Source organism: Kitasatospora sp. NPDC056138 (assembly GCF_042264695.1).
Taxonomy (GTDB): Bacteria; Actinomycetota; Actinomycetes; order Streptomycetales; family Streptomycetaceae; genus Kitasatospora.
The window spans coordinates 112,028-129,742 of sequence record NZ_JBHJVK010000011.1 but is presented as its reverse complement, the minus strand read 5'-3'; the positions used below and the strand labels follow the sequence as shown (position 1 = coordinate 129,742).

The following is a 17,715-nucleotide window of genomic DNA, read 5'->3' as shown; positions in this document are numbered from 1 at the left end:
GCCCGATGTTCGGCACCGTGCTCATCGCCAACCGGGGCGAGATCGCCCTGCGGATCGCCCGCACCTGCCGGGAACTCGGGGTGCGGACCGTCGCCGTCCACTCCACCGCCGACCGGGACTCGGCGGTGGTCCGGTTCGCCGACCGGGCCGTGCAGATCGGACCTCCGCAGGCCAAGGGCAGCTACCTGCACATCCCGTCGATCATCGAGGCGGCCCTCGGCACGGGCGCCGAGGCGATCCACCCCGGCTACGGATTCCTCTCCGAGGACCCGGACTTCGCGGAGATCTGCGGGGCGAACGGGATCACCTTCATCGGCCCGCCGCCCCGGGTGATCGAGCAACTCGGCGACAAGGCGATGGCCCGGTCGCTGATGGCCGACGCCGGGCTGCCGGTACTGCCGGGCAGCACCGGTGCGCTGGCGACGCCCGCGGAGGCCAAGGAGGTCGCCCAGCGGGTCGGCTATCCGGTGATCCTCAAGGCGGTGGCGGGCGGTGGCGGACGCGGGATGGCCGTGGTGCGCAGCGCCGAGGACCTGCTGCCCGCCTACCACGCGACCCGGGCGCACGCCCGCGCGGTCTTCGGCGACGAGCGCGTCTACCTGGAGCGGTACATCGAGGACGCCCGGCACGTCGAGGTGCAGGTGGTCTGCGACCGGCTCGGGTCGGCCGTGCACCTCGGCGAGCGGGACTGCTCGGTGCAGCGCAGGCACCAGAAGCTGATCGAGGAGTCCCCGGCGCCCAATCTGCCGCCGGAGCTGCGCGAGCGGATGTGCGCGGCCTCGGTGCGCGGTGCGCTCGCGGTGGGCTACGTCGGGGCGGCGACCTTCGAGTACGTGCTGACGCCGGAGCGGCAGTTCTACCTGATGGAGATCAACTGCCGGCTCCAGGTGGAGCACCCGGTGACCGAGATGGTCACCGGGATCGACCTGGTCCGGGAGCAGATCGGCATCGCGGCCGGGCTGCCGCTCTCGTTCCGGCAGGAGGAGGTGCAGCCGCGCGGGGTGGCCGTCGAGTGCCGGGTGAACGCGGAGGACCCGGTCAGGGACTTCGCGCCGACACCCGGACTGCTGACCGAGTTCGTCCCGCCCGGCGGTCCGTTCGTCCGGGTGGACACCCACGCCCACGCCGGCTGGCTGGTCGGTCCCGACTACGACTCGCTGCTGGCGAAGACCGTCGTCTGGGCGCCGGACCGCGCACAGGCGCTGGCCCGGATGGACCGTGCACTCGGCGAGTTCCGGATCGACGGCCCCGGGGTGCGGACCACCGGTGGCTTCCTGCGCGAAGCGCTGGCCCGCCCCGAGTTCCGGGACGGAACGCACACCACCGGGCTGGTGGCACGGATGACCGAGGAGCCGGTGGCGGTCGGCTGAACCCCGGTCACCGGGACGGCGGATCGCCAAGTGGCTTAGAGGTCAACGGAATTGACCTGGTGTCCGACGGATCTCCAAGTCCACTGCAGATGACCGGCGTTACCCGGTCGCAGGCAGGTCACCCGGGGTCGCGCACGGCGGAGCCGGCACCCGTTCGTCGGGGTGCCGGCTCCGCCGTGCGTGGGTCCGCCGTGCGTGGGTCAGTCGAGCGGGACGGTGGCCTCGAAGGCGTGCAGGTAGGGGTTGACCGGACCGATGTGGCCGAGGCACAGGCCCGCCTCGGTCATCAGGTCGACCATGCTCTGCTTGGAGTGCTTGGCGCCGCCGACGTTGAGCAGCAGCATCAGGTCCATGGCGGTGGTGAAGCGCATCGACGGGGTGTCGTCGACCAGGTTCTCCACCACCACGACGCGGGCGCCGGGCCGGGCGGCGGCGACGACGTTGCGCAGCGTCCTGCGGGTGCTGTCGTCGTCCCATTCGAGGATGTTCTTGATGATGTAGAGGTCGGCGTCGACCGGGATGGCACTGCGGCAGTCGCCCGGCAGCAGCCGGGTGCGGGAGGCGAGCGAGCCTCCCTCGCGCAGCCTGGGGTCGGCGTTGGCGACCACCTTGGGGAGGTCCAGCAGGGTGCCGCACACCTCCGGGTGCCGCTCCAGCAGACTGGCCAGCACGTGGCCCTGGCCGCCGCCGATGTCCACCACGGTGCCGATCCCGGTGAGGTCCAGGTAGTCGGCGAGTTCGGCGGCGGACTGGCGGCTGGAGTGGGTCATCGCCCGGTTGAACACCGTCGCGGACTCGCGGGCGTCGTCGTGCAGGTAGTCGAAGAACTCCTTGCCGTAGATGTCGGGGAAGATGTTCCGGCCGGAGCGCACCGCCTCGTCCAGGCGGGGCCAGGCCTCCCAGGTCCACGGCTCGGTGCACCAGAGCGAGATGTAGCGCAGGCTGTTGGGCTCGTCCTCGCGGAGCAGGCGGGACATCTCGGTGTGGACGTACCGGCCGTCCTCGGTCTCGGTGAAGATCCCGTAGCAGGCGAGCGCCCGCAGCAGGCGGCGCAGCGGCAGGGGCTCGCTGCCGACGGCGTCCGCGAGCTCCTCGGCGCTGGCCGGCTCCTCGCCGAGTGCGTCCGCGATCCTGAGTCGGGCCGCCGCGCGGACCGCCGCCGCGCAGGCGGCGCCGAAGACGATCTCCCGCAGACGCATGGCCGGCGACGGGGTGTTGGTGATGGTGGTGGTGAGCGGGGTCAGCTTGACGGTGGTCGTGGTGGACGGTGCCGTGTGCATGCGGCCGCCTTTCTGTGTGGAACGGTCAGCACTGGTCAGCGGGCTCGGAGACGGCACTCGTTGCGCGCGAAGGAGTTGCCGGTACCGGTGTCACGGTTGGCGAGGTCGGCCGGGCCGTTGCCGCACAGCCTGTTGTCGGTGACGGTGATCCGGGAGTTGGGCGCACCGACGTAGCTGTGGAAGAGGACGACGCCGCCGGACATCGAGGACTTTCCGACGTTGTTCTCGACCCGGTTGCCGGTCACCACGGTGTCCTCGGCTCCGGTCAGGAGGATGCCGATGCCCTGGACGACGTCCAGGCGCGGAGTGGCCGGGCAGAACTTGTTGTTGGCGCGGACCACGTTTTGACGTACCGTCAGCGCGCCCACCCTCGGAACGCCTTCGTCGCCCACCACGAACACGCCGCCGCAGTTGCCGGAGATGACGTTGGACCGGACGTCGAGCCCCCGCACCCGGCGCACCACGACACCGAACCGGTTGTCCGAGAGGCGGTTCTCGCCGATCACGGTGCCCCGGGTCTCGACGGGCGGGACCTTGCCGTCCGCCACGTTCGCCACGAAGATTCCGGCCTGGCCGTTGCCACGGGCCTCGTTGCCGCGCAGCTTCGCCCGGACGGACTGCTCCTGGCTGATGCCCTGCTGGCCGTTGTCCCTGGCCAGCACGGCGTGGACGGTCATCCGGTCGGTCCCGAAGGCGTTGATGCCGTTCTTGGTGGCTCCGGCGACGGTGAGTGCCTCGATCCGCACCTCGGTGACCGGGTGCTCGGCCGTGCCCATGACGCAGAGGCCGTGGCCCGCGCGGGCGCACGCGTTGCCGCTGCTGCCGGGGGGAGCCTTCGCGATGCTGCGGCCCTTGGCTCCGGCGGGAGCCGTGCCGCCGGTGACGGGGACCTTGGGCGGGCTGATCACGGTGGCCGCGCCGACTCCCCGGAGGGTCAGCTTCGAGGTGGTGACCAAGACACTCTCCCGGTAGGTGCCCGCGAGGATCTGGACGGTGTCACCCGGCCTCGCGGCGTCCACCGCCTTCTGGATCGACTCGCCCGGGTGAACGACGCGGGTGGACGGGGACCGGGACGAGGAAGCGTCGGCCGGTCCGGGTAGCCCCGTGACCAGACCGACGGCGAGGATGGCTGCGACGCCCGCCAACTGCGGGGTCCGGCACGTGGGCATGGGTGGTGACCTGCTTTCAGGGACTGGACTGCGTGGCTCTGCTGGGCCGGCCGGCCGGTCGGGGTGGTTCCCGACCGGCCCGGGGCCACCTAATCGAAGCTATGGGCGGCCTCCCGGACCTGCCACTTCTGCTCCCCCGGCCGTGCTTCCGGGGCCGTGCTGCTGCGGCCGTGCCGCCGAGGACACTGCGGGCGCGGCTGCGGAGGCGGCAGCGGGCGCCGGCGCCTCAGAAGAGGCCGACGTCGTACGCCGCGAGCGCGGCGGTGACGGGCTGGAAGAACGTGGTGCCGCCGAGGGTGCAGTTGCCGTTGCCGCCCGAGGTGAGGCCGAGCGCGGTGTGGCCGGCGAAGAGCGCCCCGCCGCTGTCGCCCTCCTCGGCGCAGACGGTCGTCTTGATCAGCCCGCGGACCGTGCCCTGCAAGTAGTGCACGGTGGCGTTGAGCCCCGTGACCATGCCGCTGTGCACGTGCGAGGTGCTGCCGCTGCGGCTGACGGTCTGTCCGACCGACGGGTTCGCGGCCGTGGTGATCGCGCTGGTGGTGCCGTCGTAGAGGTCCACGGCGGAGGCCGGGACGCGGCCGTCGGTGTACTGGACGAGGGCGTAGTCGTGGCCGGGGAAGGTGGACCCGGTGGTGCTGCCGGTCGGGTCGGTCATGCTCTGGGAGGCGTACCAGGTCGAGGCGACGTTCCCGCAGTGACCGGCGGTCAGGAAGTAGTAGGTGTCGCTGCTGGTGCTGCGGACGTTGAAGCCGAGCGAACAGCGGTATCCGCCTCCGTAGATCGCGTCGCCGCCGTCCGCTCTGGTGCTGAAGACGCCGGGAACCCGTTCCACCCGGACGGCGGAGCCGAGGCCGTCGGCCGTCCGGGTGAGCCTGTCGAGGGCGGCTCCCCGGACGGTGGAGTCCGCGGACACCACCACCTGGTCGGTGAGCGGGTCGAGGGCCCAGGCGGTGCCCGGGACGGCGGCACTGCGGTCGAGCTCGGCGGTGGCGGCGGCCAGCTGGGCGGCGCTGCGGGTGACCAGCCGGGGGACGGCACCGGCCGACTGCACCCGCTGGGCGTCGGCCGCGTGGGTGATGGTGACGACGGGTCGGCCGGAAGCGTCCAGGTACGAACCGGCGGTGCGGTCCTCGCCTAGCTGCTGCTGGAGGTCGTTGGCGAGCGCCACGGCGACCTCGCCGGTGGGGGTCGGGATGGGAAGGGCGACCGCGGGCGTGGGCAGTGCGAGTGCTGTACCGGCGAGCAGCGAGGCGGCCACGGCGAGGAGGGTGGCGCGTCGGCTGGTACGGCGGTTGCTCATCAGGGCTCCCTGGATGCCTGGGAAGGGGTGGCGGGCGCACCCGGATGGCGTACCCGGGACGGCCGAGGACCCGGCTTCCGGGCGGCCGGGACGGGCGTCGGGCGGGTCCTGCTGCCAAATATCGGGGCGGGAGCCGAGGTTGGCGACCTGAGGCGGCGACTGACCGACGGGGAGTCACGACCGGGCGGCAGGGCGCGAACCGCCGTCCCGTCGGGTCCCGTCCCGTCCGGCCCCGTCCGGTCCGGGCCCGACCACGTGCGCCGGTACGGGCTGCCGGCGGGCCGGCGGTGGGCCTGCCCCGGGATGGCACTGCGAGGGAACCGGTTGGCGTCTGCGGGTGGCGCCTCGGGGCGCCCTCCGGTCGAGGGCAGGATCGGGTCGAGGGCACGCATCGGGCATGCACGGTGGAGCGCCCGGGAATCGACAGGGTGTCAGCCGGTTGTCCGCGCACTCCCTGCCGGTCGGCCGGATGCCCCCGGGAACCGGCGAGGTGGCGTGCCGTGTCCCGGGTGCTGTGTTCAAGTACTGGCCGGACGAGGGGGGTTCGACGTGACCGGGGCCGAGAACGAGGACAGGTCCGCGGGCGGGGGCGGCGGGCGGGGTCTGCTGGCGGCGGCCGGGGTGCTCCTTCCGGACGAGCTGGGCCGGATCCTGGTGGTGCGGCTGCCGTACGACCACAAGCACCCGATCGCGATTCCCGGCGGCGGTTGGGAGCCCTCCGACGAGTCGCCCAGGCGGACGGCCTTCCGGGAGATCGCCGAGGAACTCGGGGTGTCGCCCGAACTCGGGCCGCTGGCCTGCATCGACTGGTCGCTTGGCAGCCGTCGCCCGCCGATCGCGGCGTACCTGTACTGGGGAGCGCCGCTGCGGAGCGACCAGCTCTCCGCGCTCCGGCCGCAGGTGACGGAGGTCGACGGCTGGACCTGGCTGACGAAGCGCAGGCTGTCGTCGGCGCTGCCGCCACGGCTCTCACGGCGGGTGACGGCCTGTCTCACCGCGCCGCGCAGCGCCGGGCCGTTGGAATTGGAGGACAGCCGTCCGGTCGGTCACACCGTCGCCCATGTGCCGCCGGTTCCGCCACCGCCGTACACCGGGGCTGCCGGTCTGGGTCTGGCGGCCGCCGGGGCTGCGGCGCAGCCGCCTCCGCTGGAGCCGGAGGCGTACATCGCCGGGCTGCCGAGGATTCGGGCGAAGGCCCGGATGCTGTTCACGGATGCGGCCGGGCGGGTGCTGCTGGTGCGCCTGCGCCCGCGGGAGGACCGCCCGTACTGGACGCTGCCGGGCGGCGGTGTGGAGGCGGACCGCGAGATGCCCCGGGCGGCGGCCCGGCGCGAGACCCGCGAGGAGCTCGGCTGGGAGCGCGAGCCCGGCCGGCTGCTGGGACTGGACTGGTCACCGGACACGGACGGGTCCGCGACCATGGTGTACGTCTTCGACGGCGGCGAGGTGAGCGCCGAGTTGCTCGGGCGGATCAGGCTGCAGCCGGAGGAGCTCGTGGAGTGGCGGATGTTCACTGCGGAGGAGGCGCGGGAGGTGCTGGCCGACCAGTCCGGGTGCCGGTTGGAGGCCTGCCTGGCCACCCGGGAGGCGGGGCGGAACGGTGGCGGGGGCGGGCCGGTGGAACTGCTGCGCGGACGGGTGGCCGGGCCGTCGCCCACCGCGTGAGCGGTCCGGACCGCGGGGGTTCGGCCCGACCGGGCCGGGCGGGGGTCGGACGGTCGGGACGGGTCGGCCGGGCGGCACGGCGCTGAAGAAGTCGCCCTCCGACAGCTCCCAGCGCCCGGCGAGATCCTGGCGGTCGAGCCGGTGGCCGGCCAGGACGTGCGCACGGTCGTGGAGCACGCCGCGCAGGCCAGGCCCGCCGTCAGGGGCCCAGCCGCACGGGCCCGCGGGTGGCGGGTTCACACGGGTGGTTGTTCACGCGGGTCGTTGTTCACACGGGTGGTTGTTCACGCGGGTGGTTGTTCACGCGGGTGGTTGTTCACGCGGGTCGTTGTTCACGCGGATGGGGGCAGGACTGGGGGACGGCGACGGGTGCGAGTTCTCCGGTCTGCATGACGTGGGCGGGTCAGCGCGCAAGAATGGATCAGCCGACCGTGCGATTTCCGGGAGGAACCATGGTGTCCCCATCGATCGCCGCCGTCCTCGGCGGCCGCCGTGTCGAGGCCCTGAAGGGCAGCAGCGGGCTGGTACTGGAGCTCTCCGACGGAGTGGTGGTGACGGTCTCCGGCGACTTCCGTCTGACCGGCCGGTCCACTGTCGAGCACTTCTACCCCACACTGGGCCTGACCCCGTCACGCGATCTGCTGGGGTTGGTCGGCTCCCGCGTGACGAGGGCCGAGACCACTCCGGCAGGCGGTCTGGACCTGTCCTTCAGCTCCGGCAGCACGCTCTCCGTCCCGCCCGACGGCGCCTACCGGCCGTGGAGCGCATCCGACCGGGACGGCCTGCTCTTCACGGCCACCCCGTACGGCTACCTGACCGGTTGAGCGCCGAAACGGAGCGGCTTCACCGCCCGGGCCGGGCTCGGCGCCGCTCGCCTCCCGCCCGGCGGACGCCTCGACTCCCCCGACGAACGCCGAAGCCAGGACGAGGACTTCAGGAGTCCCGAACTCCTCGTCGAGAAGGTCGACGGCGTCCGCCGAGGCTGCCCCGTAGCAGTTCGGGAGTCCTACAGCAGTTCAGGAGCCGTGCTCAGGAGCCTGAGGCGCCGGCCTCCTCGACACGGCCGGGGAGCTCGAAGATCCCGTAGGCGAAGGAGTCGGCACTGATGCCCTCGGCCGTCACGGTGACGTCCTGGGCCTCCAGCGTACGGGCGCCCGCGAGACCGGGGTACGCAAAAAAGGCCGGCTCCCGGCGGGGGTTGACGACCACCAGGTGGCTGCCACCGCGAAGGCAGACGAACGGGTACCCGGTGTGCAGCACCTCCACCGCACCGCGGCTGCCGAGCGCAGGGGTGGACCTGCGCAGCGCGATCAGACGCCGTACGAGATGCAACAACGAGTCCGGATCGGCGAGTTGGCCCGCCACGGTCGGCCTGCCGGGGTCCGGGTCGAGCGGCTGGTAGAGCAGGTCGGCCGGAGCCGTGGAGAAACCCGCATTGGGGCCCGCGTCCCACTGCATCGGGGTGCGGGCCCCGGCGCGGTTGTTGGTGGGCTCCAGTCGGCTGCCCTCTTTGTCCGGCAGCCCGGGGACGAACCGCATGCCGATCTCGTCCCCGTAGTAGATCGCCGGCAGGGTCGGCCAGGTGAGCAGGAAGGCGAAGGCCGCGCCGAGCTGTTCGGACGTGCGGGAGCCGGTGGCGAGGCGGTTGTAGTCGTGGTTGGCGGTGGGAAGGATGACGTACCCGTCTCCGGGCCCGTCGGCAGCCGGTTGCGCAGTCGGCTGCGCGGCTGTGTGGCCGGCGCGCCAGGCCGCGACGAACTCGGCCATCGAGCCCCGGCCCTGCGGGTCGAAGTAGCAGGGACCGTCCTCCCAGGAGGGTGAGGTCATCCCCTCCCCGTTGTGCCACAGCGAGGGGATGGCGCGACCCGCGAAGTGCAGGAAGAAGTCGGCGTGGAAGCCTGCGGGAAGGGCGAGTTCGGGCCTGCCCCACTCCGAGAGCAGCACCGCCCCCGGGTGGGTCCGGTCCAGCCAGGCCCGCTGCTCGCGCCAGAGCTTCGCGGTCTCGGCGCGCTCCGGATCCCCCTTGACCAGGGAGTACGCCATGTCCACCCGGAACCCGGCGATGCCGGTCCGCAGCCAGTGGTCCATGATCTCCCGCAGCGCGGCCCGGTTCTGCTGCGGCCCTTCGGCGTCGACGGGCTGTCGCCACGGTTCGTCGTCGAGGCTCCGGGCGTAGCCGAAGTTCAGTGCGGGCTGGAAGTCGAAGAAGTTCGGCAGGTAGTAGCCCGGCCGCTTGCCCGGGGAGGGCACGAACCTGGTGGCCTGGCGGTCGGCCCAGATGTAGCGCTGGTCGGTGGGGTCGTCGGCAGCCGCCAGGAACCACGGGTGCCGGTCGGAGGTGTGCCCCGGCACGAGGTCGAGCATGACCCTGATCCCCCGTCGGCCGGCGGACTCGACCAGTGCGGCGAGGTCTTCCCGGGTGCCGTAGCGCGGTGCGACGGAGAAGTAGTCGGAGACGTCGTACCCGGCGTCCCGGAACGGCGACTCGAAGCACGGGTTGAGCCAGATCGCGTCCACACCCAGCCAGGCCAGGTGGTCGAGGTGCTCGGTGATCCCGGCGAAGTCGCCGATGCCGTCACCGTTGGTGTCGGCGAAGGTCTGCGGGTAGATCTGGTACAGGACCGCGTCGGCCAGCCAGGCTCGGGTGGTTGCCCCGGCCGGGATGGTTGCCGGGCTCGCCATCGGGTGCGTCGGGCCCGTCGGGGCGGCCTGGTTCGCCGTCGGGTTCGCCGGGTTCGTCATCGGGTTCGTCATCGGGTTCGTCATCGCGTGCGGTACTCCGTTCCGCGGGGACAGTCCGGTCCCAGTCTCTCCCCGCGACGGGCCGAGCCGCTGCCCGTTCGGCGGATGACCACCGGCCACCGTCCACCGTCCTGTCTCGCCCGTGCCCGGCCAGCGCTCAGGGCTCAGCGCTCAGGAAGCGCAGGGCGTTCGAGGCGTACCAGGGCGTCGACCGCCTCGCCTGTCCCGCCATGGGCCGCACCGGCCGGCCGGCGCACGCGTTCGGCCCGGACGAGGTGCAGCCGGCAGTCCGCCAGATCTGCGCGGATGTCGTCCGGCGTGAAGAGCACGGCCGGGTCACTGGGGCCTCCGGAGCCCTCGGTCAGGTTGGTGGTGTCGTGGCCGACGACCAGCAGGGTGCCGCCGGGCGCGAGGGAGTCCGCTGCTCTCCGCAGTACGGCACGGCGCTGCTCGGCGGGGAGGTGCAGGTAGGCGATGAGGACGAGGTCGTAGGCGCCGGGCGCGGGGACGTGGGTGCGGACGTCCGCCTCGACCCAGCTCAAGTGCCGTGCGACCCCGGCCGGGAGCTGTTCGGACAGTCTTCGCCCGCGCTCCAGCGCGACCCGGGAGAAGTCGACCACGGTGACCCGCCAGCCCAGAGCGGCCAGCCAGAGGCTGTTCCGGCCCTCACCGGCCGCCAGATCGAGCGCCCGCCCGGGTGGCAGGTCCTGGCACTCGCGCAGCACCCAGCGGTTGGGTTCGGTGCCCCAGACCAGTTCGGCCGAGTTGTAGCGCTGATCCCAGTCGTGGCTGTCCATCGGCTTCTCCTCTGCGCCCGTGCGGAGCCCGAGCCTACGCGGCACGCCCCCGGACGCACTCCCGGGCAGTCTCCGGCAGACGGCCGCCCGCCGCTGCACCGGTGCCCGGCCGGAGGGCCACGGCGAGCCGCGGCCGGGGGTGGCGGGCCCCGGTGCGGAGCTGCGTGGTCCTCGCCGTTCGACGGTCACGGAGACGATACTGACGGGCTTGCACCGGACGCGTCGACACATAGGGCTGGAACAACCCGAACGGATCAACTCGTCCGCATTCTGGTTTGAAGTGTGTTCGGGCCACGGCGACGGCGGGCCTCTCGGTGACTCACCTTGAGGCGGTCGCGGGCCGGAGAACGGTGGTGTTCGGGTTCCGTGCACTGCACCAGGGGCAGGCTTCGACCCGTGACGGTGACGACGCCCACGGCGAGTCGGTGGTCCGGTGGTCGGCGGTGATCGTCCGCACCGTACGGTGTTGACCGTCGTGTACGACTCGCGATCGGCCGCGGTCTGGCCGCGATCGGCGCGAACAACCCGCGTGGACACGGATGGAGCACGTGCCCGCGCCCGATGACGAGAGGCTCTTCTTCATGGCTCAGCAGGTGCGCGGCGTGATCGCCCGTTCCAAGGGTGCCCCGGTACAGGTCGAGACGATCCTGGTCCCGGACCCCGGTCCGGGTGAGGCGCTGGTGCAGGTCCAGGCGTGCGGGGTCTGCCACACCGACCTGCACTACCGGGAGGGCGGGATCAACGACGAGTTCCCCTTCCTGCTCGGCCACGAGGCGGCCGGTGTGGTGGAGGCCGTCGGCGAGGGAGTGACCGACGTCGCCCCCGGTGACTTCGTGATCCTCAACTGGCGTGCGGTCTGCGGCAACTGCCGTGCCTGCCTGCGCGGCCGGCCCTGGTACTGCTTCAACACCCACAACGCCAAGCAGAAGATGACCCTGCTCGACGGCACCGAGCTCTCGCCCGCGCTGGGGATCGGCGCGTTCGCGGAGAAGACCCTGGTCGCCGCCGGCCAGTGCACCAAGGTCGCCCCCGAGGCCTCCCCCGCCGCCGCCGGACTGCTGGGCTGCGGTGTGATGGCCGGGCTCGGTGCCGCCATCAACACCGGAAACGTCGGCCGGGGCGACTCGGTCGCCGTGATCGGCTGCGGCGGCGTCGGCAACGCGGCCGTGGTCGGTGCCAGGCTGGCCGGAGCCTCGCGGATCATCGCCGTGGACATCGACGACCGCAAGCTGGCCACTGCGCAGAAGCTCGGCGCCACCCACACCGTCAACGGCCGCTCCGGCGACCCGATCGAGGCCATCCGGGCGCTGACCGGCGGGAACGGTGCCGACGTGGTGATCGACGCGGTCGGCACGCCGGAGACGTACCGTCAGGCGTTCTACGCCCGCGACCTGGCCGGAACGGTGGTCCTGGTCGGCGTGCCGACCCCCGAGATGAAGCTGGAGCTGCCGCTGCTGGACGTCTTCGGCCGGGGCGGTGCGCTGAAGTCCTCCTGGTACGGCGACTGCCTGCCCAGCCGGGACTTCCCCATGCTCATCGACCTCTACCTGCAGGGCCGCCTCGACCTGGACGCGTTCGTCAGCGAGACCATCCAGCTGACGGACGTGGAGGAGGCGTTCGCCCGGATGCACAAGGGCGAGGTCCTGCGTTCGGTGGTGGTCTTCTGATGACGGACCGCACTCCCCCGGCAGCGAAGGTCGAGCGGCTGGTCACGTCCGGCACCTTCTCGCTGGACGGCGGCACCTGGCAGGTCGACAACAACGTCTGGATCATCGGCGACGACACCGAGGCCCTGGTCATCGACCCGGCACACGACGCCGACGCGGTGGTGGCCGCACTCGGCGGCCGCCGGCTGGTCGCCATCGTGTGCACCCACGCGCACAACGACCACATCGCGGCCGCACCCGCGCTGGCGGACCGGACCGGCGCACCCGTCCTGCTCCACCGCGAGGACCAGGTGCTCTGGAAGCAGACCCACCCGCTGCGCCCGGTGGACGGCGAACTGACGGACCGACAGCGACTGACCGTCGCGGGTGTCGATCTGACGGTGCTGCACACACCCGGCCACGCGCCCGGCGCGGTCTGCCTGTACGCCGAGGAGCTGGGCACGGTCTTCACCGGTGACACCCTGTTCGCGGGCGGTCCCGGGGCCACCGGCCGCTCCTTCTCGGACTTCCCGACCATCATCCGATCCATCCGGGACCGGTTGCTGACCCTGCCCGTCGAAACGGTCGTACGGACCGGCCACGGCGACTCGACCACGATCGGTGCCGAGTCTCCGCAGCTCGACGAGTGGATCCGGCGCGGCCACTGACGGCCGAACCGCCGCCCCGGCCCTCCGAGGGGCCCGTCCGCTCCTCGGGGGGTCCGTCCGCTCCCGGCGGGCCGGGCCCTTCGGGGCGCTCGAAGCGTCTCGGGGTGCTCGGGGCGCTCCGCGGCGCGCTCCGGGGCCGGGCAGGTCGCTCCGGGGCCGGGCAGGTCGGTCCCGGGAGGGGCGGGCCGGGCCTGGGAGGATCGGGTCGGTCCCGGTCACGCGGTCGGCCGTACGGCCGTACGGCCAGCCGTGCAGTCACCCCGTGCAGTCACCCCCGTCAGATCATCGAGGAGCCGAGATGCGTGTCGCACTCTTCGCCACCTGCGTGAACGACGCGGTCTACCCGTCCACGGCGATCGCCACGGTCCGGCTGCTGGAGCGGCTCGGTGTCGAGGTGGACTTCCCCGCCGGGCAGACCTGTTGCGGACAGCCGCAGTTCAACACCGGCTACCGGCGCGAGACCGAACCGATGGTGCGCCGGATGGCGCGTGCCTTCGCCGGCTACGAGTACGTCGTCACCCCGTCCGGCTCCTGCGTGGCGATGGTCCGCGACAACTACCCCCGGATCGGCGCCAGGGCGCAGGCCGAGCGACGCGGGTCCGAACTCGCCGAAGCCGCGGATGCGCTGGTGCCGCGCGTGTACGAGCTGACCGAGTTCCTGACCGATGTGATCGGGGTCGAGGACGTCGGCGCGTACTTCCCCCACACCGTGACCTACCACCCGTCCTGCCACGGGTTGCGGCTGCTCGGACTCGGCGATCGGCCGCTGCGGCTGCTGCGCGCCGTCAAGGGGCTGGAGTTGGTGGAGCTGCCCCGTGCCGAGGAGTGTTGCGGGTTCGGTGGCACCTTCGCCGTGAAGAACCCCGCCGTCTCGACCGCGATGGGTGACGACAAGGTCCGTCACGCGCTGCGGACAGGCGCACAGGTGCTCTGTGGTGGGGACAACTCCTGTCTCATGCACCTCGGCGGCCTGCTGCACCGCCGGTCCGCGCCACTGCGGCCGCTGCACCTCGCCGAGATCCTGGCCGCCACCGAGGAGCAGCCGTGGACCGATGACGCGTGGACCGGTGGGCCACTGCCCCAAAGGCCGTTGTCCGAGGAGCCGTTGTCCGAGGAGCCGTCGTCCAAAGAGTCGTTGCCCGAGAAGTCGTTGCCCGAGAAGTCGTTGTCCGAGAAGTCGTTGTCCGAGAAGTCGTTGTCCGAGAAGTCGTTGTCCGAGAGTCGGCGGTCGGCCGGGAAGCGGGGGCAGGCCGAGGGGCCGGCCTCCGGCGGCCACCGTGACGAGCAGTCCTGGAGCTGAACATGAGCGGTGGCACCTTCCTCGGCATGCCTTCGTTTCCGGCGGCCGCCGCCAAGTCCACCCGGGACCGGCGGCTGCGGGCCAACCTGTCCCACGCCACCCGGATCATCCGCGAGAAGCGGGCCCGTGCGGTCGCCGAACTCGCCGACTGGGCAGAGCTGCGCGCCGCCGGCCGGGCTATCAAGGACCACACGCTGCGCCATCTCGACCACTACCTGATCCAGTTGGAGGCAGCCGTCACCGCGGCGGGCGGTACGGTGCACTGGGCCGCCGACGCGGCCGAGGCCAACCGGATCGTCGCCGACCTGGTACTGGCCACCGGCGAACGCGAGGTGGTCAAGGTGAAGTCGATGGCCACCCAGGAGATCGGGCTCAACGAAGCGCTGGCGGCCGAGGGAATCGCCGCCTACGAGACCGATCTGGCCGAGCTCATCGTGCAGTTGGGCGACGACCGGCCTTCGCACATCCTGGTGCCCGCGATCCACCGGAACCGGGAGGAGATCCGCGAGATCTTCGCCGGGCGAATGGCCGCCTGGGGCCGGCCCGCGCCCGAGGACCTGACCGACGACCCCGCTCAACTGGCCGAGGCCGCACGGCTGCACCTGCGGGAGAAGTTCCTGCGTGCCAAGGTCGCCGTCTCCGGGGCCAACTTCATGGTCGCGGAGACCGGCACCCTGGTGGTGGTGGAGTCCGAGGGCAACGGACGGATGTGCCTGACCCTGCCGGAGACGCTGATCTCGGTGGTGGGCATCGAGAAGGTGGTCCCGAGCTGGCGTGACCTGGAGGTCTTCCTGCAGACGCTGCCGCGTTCGTCCACCGCCGAGCGGATGAACCCGTACACCTCGATCTGGACCGGCACGCTCGGACCGGAGGGTGACGGCCCCTCGGCCTTCCACCTCGTCCTGCTCGACAACGGCCGTACCACCGCCCTCGCCGACCGGGTCGGACGGCAGGCACTGCGCTGCATCCGCTGTTCCGCCTGCCTCAACGTCTGCCCGGTGTACGAGCGGGCCGGCGGGCACGCGTACGGGTCGGTCTACCCCGGGCCGATCGGGGCCATCCTGACGCCCCAACTCCGCGGCACCACCAGCGAGATCGACGCCTCGCTGCCGTTCGCCTCGTCGCTCTGCGGGGCCTGCTACGACGTCTGCCCGGTGGCCATCGACATTCCCGAGGTACTGGTCCACCTGCGCGAGCAGGTCGCCGGGCAGGGCGGGCACCGGCTGGAGCGGGCCGCGGTGAAGGCCGCCGGGTTCGTGCTGGACCACCCGGGCGTCCTGGCGGCCGGGGAGCGGCTCGCGGGAAGGGCGCGGGGAGTACTGCCGGAGCGGCTGCCCGGCCCCGGCCGCGCCTGGACCGACAGCCGTGATCTGCCCGACCTGCCCGACCAGCCCTTCCGCGACTGGTGGAAGAAGAACCGTTCCGGTTCAAGTGCCGGTTCCAGTGCCGGTTCGAGTTCCCGTTCCCGTTCCCGGAAGGACAGCCGATGAGCACCGGCCGAGAGACCGTGCTGGCCCGGATCCGAGCCGCGATCGGCACCGAACAGGGCCCGCCCGCAACGGGCCCGGGCCCTGGGACCGGCCCGTCCTCGCCGGATCCCGGTGCCGGTGCCGGTGCCGGTGCCGGGACGGACTCGTCCCCGGCAGACGTCGCCACCGACCGACTGGCGGGCCGACGGCACGAGGACATCCCGCGCGACTACCTGCCGGTGCACCGGGACGAGGACCCGGCGGCGCTGCTCGACCTGCTGCACGAGAACCTGGCCGACTACCGAGCCCTGGTGCACCGCAGTACCCCGGCCGACCTGCCCGCCACCGTCGCCCGTCTGCTCGCCGCACGCGGCTCCCGCACCGTGGCCGTCCCCGCCGACCTGCCGCCCGGTTGGCTGAGCGCTGCCGCGGGGGCCTCCGCGGTGGTGGACGACGGCACTCTCACCGCCGTCCGGCTGGACGCGGTCGACAGCGTCCTGACCGGTTGCGCGCTGGCCGTGGCCGAGACGGGCACCCTGGTCCTGGACACCGGCCCCGCCCAGGGTCGACGGCTGCTCACCCTGGTACCCGACCACCACATCTGTGTGGTCCACGCCCCCGGGCAGATCGTCGCCTCGCTCCCCCGGGCGCTCCCCCGCCTGGACCCCACCCGTCCGCAGACCTGGATCTCCGGACCGTCCGCCACCAGCGACATCGAACTCGACCGGGTGGAGGGCGTCCACGGACCGCGCACCCTGGAGGTCGTCCTGGTGACCGGGGGCTGAGACCCGCTCAGCTCTGGGCGACCGGGCGCTTCCCGGCCGTCACCGGGCTCCGCCGCACGGCGTCCCCCGCACCCGGGTGGAGCCGGTACGCGCCGACCACGGCCGTCAGCGTCACCAGTGCCAGCAGGCCGAAGGCGACCGCGTACGCGGTCCCCGCGGTGGGCGTGCCCGGCAGCAGCTCGCCGATCGCCCCGCCGGCCCGCAGGGCCACGGTGGCCGCGGCGACTCCGAGGCCGGCGGCGAGCTGCTGGGCGGTGGCGGAGAGCGTGTTGGCGTGGCGCAGCTGCTCCGGCGTGACCTCGCTGAAGGCGATGGTCATGTAGCCGGTGAGACCCACCGACCGGGCGGCACCGCTGATCACGGTGAGGACGACGACCAGTGCCAGCGGCGTGGCCGAGGTGAGGAAGGCCGAGGCGACCAGGGTGGCCGTCACGCCGAGGGTGGCACCGAGCAGCAGCCTGCGGAACCCGAACCGGTTCAGCAGGTAGGTGGTGGCCGGCTTGATGCCGATGTTGCCGACGAACACGAACAGCACCACCGTCCCGGACTTGATCGCGCTCCAGCCGAAGACCTCCTGGAACAGCAGCGGCAGCAGGAACGGCACGGCGCCGACCGCGATCCAGAACGCCGTTCCTCCGGTCACCGAGGCGCGGAAGGTCGGCACCTTCAGGGTGCGCAGGCTGATCAGGGGATGTTCGGTGCGCAGCAGGTGCCGGACGGCGGCGGTGAGCAGGACCGCCGAGAGCCCGAGGGCGAGCAGGACCGGCGCCCAGGGCTCGGCCGGTTCGGAGAGCAGATGGGCGGCCCAGGTGAAGGCGCCGAGGCCGGTGGCGGTGAGCAGGACGCCGATCCGGTCGAGGGAAGGTGTGGTGCTTTTGGTGTTCGTGGTGTCAATGGTGTTCGTGGCAGGTGTGGTGTTCGTGGTGGGTATGGTGCCCGTGGTGCTCGTGGAGTCCAGGAGGCGGCGGGCCACCAGGAGGGCGACCAGGCCGAGTGGCAGGTTGACGAGGAACATCCAGCGCCAGTCCGCGTACGTGGTGATGAACCCGCCGAGCAGCGGCGCGATGACGGGTGCGACCAGGCCGGGCCAGACGATGTAGGCCATCGTCTTCGGGATGTCCGGCTTCGCCGTCCGGGCCATCACCGTCAGCCGCCCGACCGGGACCATCATCGCTCCTCCGATGCCCTGCAGGACGCGCATGGCGACCAGTTGCCAGAGATTCGTGCTCAACGCGCAGGCCAGCGAGGCGAGGGTGAACAGCGAGATCGCCGTGAGGAAGATCCGGCGGACCCCGTACCGGGCGGCGAGCCAGCCGCTGAGCGGTATCAGGACGGCGAGGGTGAGCAGGTACGCCGTGATGACCAGGCCCACCGCGGTCGGCTCGATGTGCAGGGAGGCGGCCATCCGGGGCGCCGCGGTGGCCACGATGGTGCCGTCGAGGTTCTCCATGAAGAAGCAACCCGCAACCAGGAGCGCCGTGTTGCGCTGATGTGTGTCGATCATTATCTCCGTCGCTTCCGTGA

At 72.3% G+C, this 17,715-nt stretch carries 13 protein-coding genes and 1 pseudogene; 8 read left to right on the top strand and 6 right to left on the bottom strand.

The window, feature by feature from the left end; genetic code table 11:
* Positions 1-5: 5 nt before the first annotated feature.
* Entirely contained in the window at positions 6-1,370 is a 1,365-nt protein-coding gene (locus tag ACFC1R_RS10765; protein ID WP_375936004.1) for an acetyl/propionyl/methylcrotonyl-CoA carboxylase subunit alpha, read from the top strand.
* 200 nt (positions 1,371-1,570) lie between these two features.
* Here the strand turns inward: ACFC1R_RS10765 and ACFC1R_RS10760 are convergent, their stop codons facing one another.
* The 3 genes from ACFC1R_RS10760 to ACFC1R_RS10750 all read right to left on the bottom strand — a co-directional run bounded on the left by ACFC1R_RS10760 (position 1,571) and on the right by ACFC1R_RS10750 (position 5,119).
* On the bottom strand, positions 1,571-2,650 hold the full coding sequence (locus ACFC1R_RS10760; RefSeq protein WP_375936001.1) for a methyltransferase: 1,080 nt from the start codon (positions 2,648-2,650) through the stop codon (positions 1,571-1,573).
* A 35-nt stretch (positions 2,651-2,685) separates the two neighbouring features.
* Positions 2,686-3,819: a right-handed parallel beta-helix repeat-containing protein gene (locus ACFC1R_RS10755; RefSeq protein ID WP_375935998.1), complete on the bottom strand. Its 1,134-nt coding sequence runs from the start codon at positions 3,817-3,819 to the stop codon at positions 2,686-2,688.
* Between the two features lie 226 nt (positions 3,820-4,045).
* Positions 4,046-5,119, bottom strand: a complete 1,074-nt coding sequence (locus tag ACFC1R_RS10750) for a S1 family peptidase (protein ID WP_375935995.1) — start codon at positions 5,117-5,119, stop codon at positions 4,046-4,048.
* Between the two features lie 549 nt (positions 5,120-5,668).
* On the opposite strand from ACFC1R_RS10750, the gene ACFC1R_RS10745 reads away from it, so the two are divergent.
* Entirely contained in the window at positions 5,669-6,784 is a 1,116-nt protein-coding gene (locus ACFC1R_RS10745) for an NUDIX domain-containing protein (protein ID WP_375935992.1), read from the top strand.
* Between the two features lie 452 nt (positions 6,785-7,236).
* Positions 7,237-7,608 (top strand): DUF6188 family protein, encoded by a 372-nt coding sequence (locus tag ACFC1R_RS10740; RefSeq protein ID WP_375935989.1) that lies wholly within the window; start codon positions 7,237-7,239, stop codon positions 7,606-7,608.
* Between the two features lie 205 nt (positions 7,609-7,813).
* Here the strand turns inward: ACFC1R_RS10740 and ACFC1R_RS10735 are convergent, their stop codons facing one another.
* Together ACFC1R_RS10735 and ACFC1R_RS10730 are read right to left on the bottom strand one after the other, a co-directional pair.
* Positions 7,814-9,466 carry an alpha-amylase family glycosyl hydrolase gene (locus ACFC1R_RS10735; RefSeq protein ID WP_375936070.1) on the bottom strand — a complete coding sequence of 551 codons (1,653 nt, stop codon included), beginning with the start codon at positions 9,464-9,466 and terminating at the stop codon, positions 7,814-7,816.
* A 224-nt stretch (positions 9,467-9,690) separates the two neighbouring features.
* Entirely contained in the window at positions 9,691-10,323 is a 633-nt protein-coding gene (locus ACFC1R_RS10730; RefSeq protein ID WP_375935987.1) for a class I SAM-dependent methyltransferase, read from the bottom strand.
* 581 nt (positions 10,324-10,904) lie between these two features.
* Here ACFC1R_RS10730 and ACFC1R_RS10725 point away from each other — a divergent pair.
* The 5 genes and pseudogenes from ACFC1R_RS10725 to ACFC1R_RS10705 all read left to right on the top strand — a co-directional run bounded on the left by ACFC1R_RS10725 (position 10,905) and on the right by ACFC1R_RS10705 (position 16,191).
* On the top strand, positions 10,905-11,990 hold the full coding sequence (locus tag ACFC1R_RS10725) for an S-(hydroxymethyl)mycothiol dehydrogenase (RefSeq protein ID WP_375935984.1): 1,086 nt from the start codon (positions 10,905-10,907) through the stop codon (positions 11,988-11,990).
* Positions 11,990-12,637: an MBL fold metallo-hydrolase gene (locus ACFC1R_RS10720; RefSeq protein ID WP_375935980.1), complete on the top strand. Its 648-nt coding sequence runs from the start codon at positions 11,990-11,992 to the stop codon at positions 12,635-12,637. The genes ACFC1R_RS10725 and ACFC1R_RS10720 overlap by 1 nt, the downstream gene beginning before the upstream one ends.
* 298 nt (positions 12,638-12,935) lie before the next feature.
* Positions 12,936-13,682, top strand: a pseudogene (locus ACFC1R_RS10715) ((Fe-S)-binding protein); the annotation flags it as partial.
* Between the two features lie 257 nt (positions 13,683-13,939).
* On the top strand, positions 13,940-15,427 hold the full coding sequence (locus ACFC1R_RS10710; RefSeq protein WP_375935977.1) for a lactate utilization protein B: 1,488 nt from the start codon (positions 13,940-13,942) through the stop codon (positions 15,425-15,427).
* The gene (locus ACFC1R_RS10705; RefSeq protein WP_375935974.1) at positions 15,424-16,191 is read left to right on the top strand and encodes a lactate utilization protein C; all 768 of its coding nucleotides are present in this window, start codon (positions 15,424-15,426) and stop codon (positions 16,189-16,191) included. Before ACFC1R_RS10710 ends, ACFC1R_RS10705 begins: the two co-directional genes overlap by 4 nt.
* A 7-nt stretch (positions 16,192-16,198) precedes the next feature.
* On the opposite strand, the gene ACFC1R_RS10700 is transcribed toward ACFC1R_RS10705, so the two are convergent.
* Entirely contained in the window at positions 16,199-17,695 is a 1,497-nt protein-coding gene (locus ACFC1R_RS10700; protein WP_375935971.1) for an MFS transporter, read from the bottom strand.
* Positions 17,696-17,715 lie beyond the last annotated feature (20 nt).

Bases quoted from the DNA above. Each gene is read 5' to 3' on its own strand.
- ACFC1R_RS10755 (WP_375935998.1), bottom strand. From the start codon at position 3,819: ATGCCCACGTGCCGGACCCCGCAGTTGGCGGGCGTCGCAGCCATCCTC.
- ACFC1R_RS10730 (WP_375935987.1), bottom strand. From the start codon at position 10,323: ATGGACAGCCACGACTGGGATCAGCGCTACAACTCGGCCGAACTGGTC.
- ACFC1R_RS10735 (WP_375936070.1), bottom strand. From the start codon at position 9,466: ATGGCGAGCCCGGCAACCATCCCGGCCGGGGCAACCACCCGAGCCTGG.
- ACFC1R_RS10765 (WP_375936004.1), top strand. From the start codon at position 6: ATGTTCGGCACCGTGCTCATCGCCAACCGGGGCGAGATCGCCCTGCGG.
- ACFC1R_RS10725 (WP_375935984.1), top strand. From the start codon at position 10,905: ATGGCTCAGCAGGTGCGCGGCGTGATCGCCCGTTCCAAGGGTGCCCCG.
- ACFC1R_RS10710 (WP_375935977.1), top strand. From the start codon at position 13,940: ATGAGCGGTGGCACCTTCCTCGGCATGCCTTCGTTTCCGGCGGCCGCC.
- ACFC1R_RS10760 (WP_375936001.1), bottom strand. From the start codon at position 2,650: ATGCACACGGCACCGTCCACCACGACCACCGTCAAGCTGACCCCGCTC.
- ACFC1R_RS10720 (WP_375935980.1), top strand. From the start codon at position 11,990: ATGACGGACCGCACTCCCCCGGCAGCGAAGGTCGAGCGGCTGGTCACG.
- ACFC1R_RS10700 (WP_375935971.1), bottom strand. From the start codon at position 17,695: ATGATCGACACACATCAGCGCAACACGGCGCTCCTGGTTGCGGGTTGC.
- ACFC1R_RS10740 (WP_375935989.1), top strand. From the start codon at position 7,237: ATGGTGTCCCCATCGATCGCCGCCGTCCTCGGCGGCCGCCGTGTCGAG.
- ACFC1R_RS10750 (WP_375935995.1), bottom strand. From the start codon at position 5,119: ATGAGCAACCGCCGTACCAGCCGACGCGCCACCCTCCTCGCCGTGGCC.
- ACFC1R_RS10705 (WP_375935974.1), top strand. From the start codon at position 15,424: ATGAGCACCGGCCGAGAGACCGTGCTGGCCCGGATCCGAGCCGCGATC.